Source organism: Shewanella sp. GutDb-MelDb (genome assembly GCF_002836075.1).
GTDB lineage: Bacteria > Pseudomonadota > Gammaproteobacteria > Enterobacterales > Shewanellaceae > Shewanella.
Window position 1 is genome coordinate 1 of the sequence record NZ_PJBM01000090.1, and the last position, 439, is coordinate 439.

General features: G+C 46.9%; 3 tRNA genes. All 3 read right to left on the minus strand.

Annotated features, from left to right (window positions below):
- Positions 1 to 36: 36 nt before the first annotated feature.
- The 3 genes from CXF82_RS01455 to CXF82_RS01465 all read right to left on the minus strand — a co-directional run bounded on the left by CXF82_RS01455 (position 37) and on the right by CXF82_RS01465 (position 364).
- Positions 37 to 122: transfer RNA gene (locus CXF82_RS01455), tRNA-Leu, on the minus strand.
- An 82-nt stretch (positions 123 to 204) separates the two neighbouring features.
- Positions 205 to 278, minus strand: a tRNA-Cys gene (locus tag CXF82_RS01460).
- A gap of 10 nt (positions 279 to 288) precedes the next feature.
- Positions 289 to 364 (minus strand) — tRNA-Gly (locus tag CXF82_RS01465).
- Positions 365 to 439 lie beyond the last annotated feature (75 nt).

The window sequence follows — 439 nt, forward strand, 5'->3', positions numbered from 1 at the left end:
ACAAAAAAGCCCCGACTAATGTCGAGGCTTAAATGATGGTACCCGAGGCCGGACTTGAACCGGCACGCCTATTAAGCGAGGGATTTTAAATCCCTTGTGTCTACCGATTCCACCACTCGGGCAAACTCGTTGATTTTGATGATACGTGTTATCGGTAGAAACACTGTAGTTAATTGCTTAACCACTCATCAAACTCTTAATCTTTGGAGGCGCGACCCGGAGTCGAACCGAGATAGGCGGATTTGCAATCCGCAGCATAGCCATTCTGCCATCGCGCCGGTGTTAAATTGGAGCGACATATCAGGTTCGAACTGATGACCTATACCTTGGCAAGGTATCGCTCTACCAACTGAGCTAATGTCGCGTTTCAATTTAATCTGTAATCTAGTTCTTGCTTAGTTCGCTTCCCCTTGACTACGGGATGGCATTCTACCGATTT